Below are 1,738 nucleotides of genomic sequence, written 5' to 3' on the forward strand. Positions count from 1 at the left end.
ACTGAGTGAGAAGCGGAGTTTATTTATATAAATGAGCATAGGAACGAAGGAAATTGACGACGCAGTACGCAGCTTATATTAATTTAAAATCTGGTGATGATGGTTTAGAGGGTAACACTCCTTTCCATTCCGAACAGGCAAGTTAAGCCTCTAGACGCCGAGAGTACTGCACGGGTGACTGTGTGGGAGGGTAGGTTGTTGCCAGGTAGTACCAAGTTAATCTTGGTAATAAGGATCTTTAGCTCAGTTGGTTAGAGCAACCGGCTCATAACCGGTAGGTCCGGGGTTCGAGTCCCTGAAGGTCCACCATATTTGGGGGTATAGCTCAGTTGGGAGAGCACCTGCCTTGCACGCAGGGGGTCAAGAGTTCGAATCTCTTTATCTCCACCATAGCAGTTCGAAAGAACTGCTTTTTTTTATTATTTATTATTTATTATTTATTATTTATTATTTATAATAAGAAATATTAGATTTTAAAAGATTAAAAGATTATATAATTAAAGTTAAAATATAAGATAGGTGGGATATATGTGGAAAATAGAGATATGAAAATATTGATAACCAATGATGATGGCGTATTTGCAGATGGAATAATAGAACTTGCTAAAGAACTTGAAAAACACTATTCTGTATGTATTGTTGCACCAAATTGTCAAAAAAGTGCCACAAGTCATTCAATAACTATAGATAAACCATTAATAATAAAAGAAGAAAAATTAGAGGGCATTAAATCAAGAGCGTTTAGTATAAGTGGAACTCCTGCAGATTGTGCAAGGGTTGGAGTTAATAAGATTATGGATGGAAAAGTTGATATGGTTATATCAGGAATAAATAATGGGTTCAATTTAGGCACAGATATACTATATTCAGGTACAGTTTCAGCAGCTATCGAGGCAGCTATATTAAAAATACCATCTATTGCTTTTTCATGCGACGGAAATAATGAATCATATAAAGAATGTGCTAAAGTAGCCAAAGATTTAATTGAAAAACTAGAAAAATCTCCGCTGAAAAACGATTTAGTTTTAAATGTAAATTTTCCATCGCTAAAGAATGTAGATTTAAAAAAGAATTATGAGTTTAAAGTTTCAAAGATGGGGGAGAAAAAATATGAGAACTTATATGTTGAAACCTTAAATGAAGATGGAAGTAAAAGTATCAATATAAGTGGAACACCTATAAAAAATAATGAAGCAGATACAGATGTATTAAATATAGAAAATGGATATGTAACTATAACTCCACTACATTATGATTTAACAAATTTTGAAATTTTATATAAAATAGAAGAAAAGCTTATATAAGGGCTAGTCTTTATTCTAAAATAAGTAGCTTAAAGTAATATATAAGCTACTTATTTTTTATTACAAACTGTTAGGATAATCATGATTTATACTAAAACTAAATATAAACTTATCCAAGTGTATCATTATATGAAAAATTAAAGAAATAAAAGGAAAAAAAAGATATTATAATTTAATTTTAGATAATAAATTAATGCATATTAAATTTACTTAAGGAAAGAATGTTATTATGAATGAGTCGTCAATGACGGGAACTTGAAAAAGTTCAAAAGAAATTGAAAAAAGTTGTTGACAAATGACAAACAAATTGCTAAAATAAAAAAGCAGTCGTTGATAAACGACAAAAAACAATTTGGTCTTTGAAAATTAAACAGATAAATATAGGTAAAACCAGTTAATTCATTTGAGAATCTATTTTGTAGAGACTCACATCG

1 protein-coding gene, 2 tRNA genes and 1 rRNA gene are annotated in these 1,738 nt (G+C 30.3%); all 4 read left to right on the top strand.

The genetic code is table 11. The annotated features are described in order from the left end of the window. Window positions 1-89 precede the first annotated feature (89 nt). The 4 genes from rrf (at window position 90) to surE (ending at window position 1,304) form a co-directional block, all read left to right on the top strand. Window positions 90-207: ribosomal RNA gene (gene rrf / locus AZI32_RS16925) — 5S ribosomal RNA — on the top strand. Between the two features lie 25 nt (window positions 208-232). After that, window positions 233-309: transfer RNA gene (locus AZI32_RS16930), tRNA-Ile, on the top strand. 5 nt (window positions 310-314) lie between these two features. Next, window positions 315-390, top strand: a tRNA-Ala gene (locus AZI32_RS16935). A gap of 155 nt (window positions 391-545) precedes the next feature. Continuing rightward, complete coding sequence (surE, locus tag AZI32_RS16940) at window positions 546-1,304, top strand: 5'/3'-nucleotidase SurE (RefSeq protein WP_061997126.1); 759 nt, start codon at window positions 546-548, stop codon at window positions 1,302-1,304. Window positions 1,305-1,738 lie beyond the last annotated feature (434 nt).

Origin of the sequence: Clostridium sp. ATCC 25772, assembly GCF_001573875.1 — a bacterium.
Classification (GTDB): domain Bacteria; phylum Bacillota; class Clostridia; order Clostridiales; family Clostridiaceae; genus Clostridium_J; species Clostridium_J senegalense.

Bases quoted from the DNA above. Each gene is read 5' to 3' on its own strand.
- surE (WP_061997126.1), top strand. From the start codon at position 546: ATGAAAATATTGATAACCAATGATGATGGCGTATTTGCAGATGGAATA.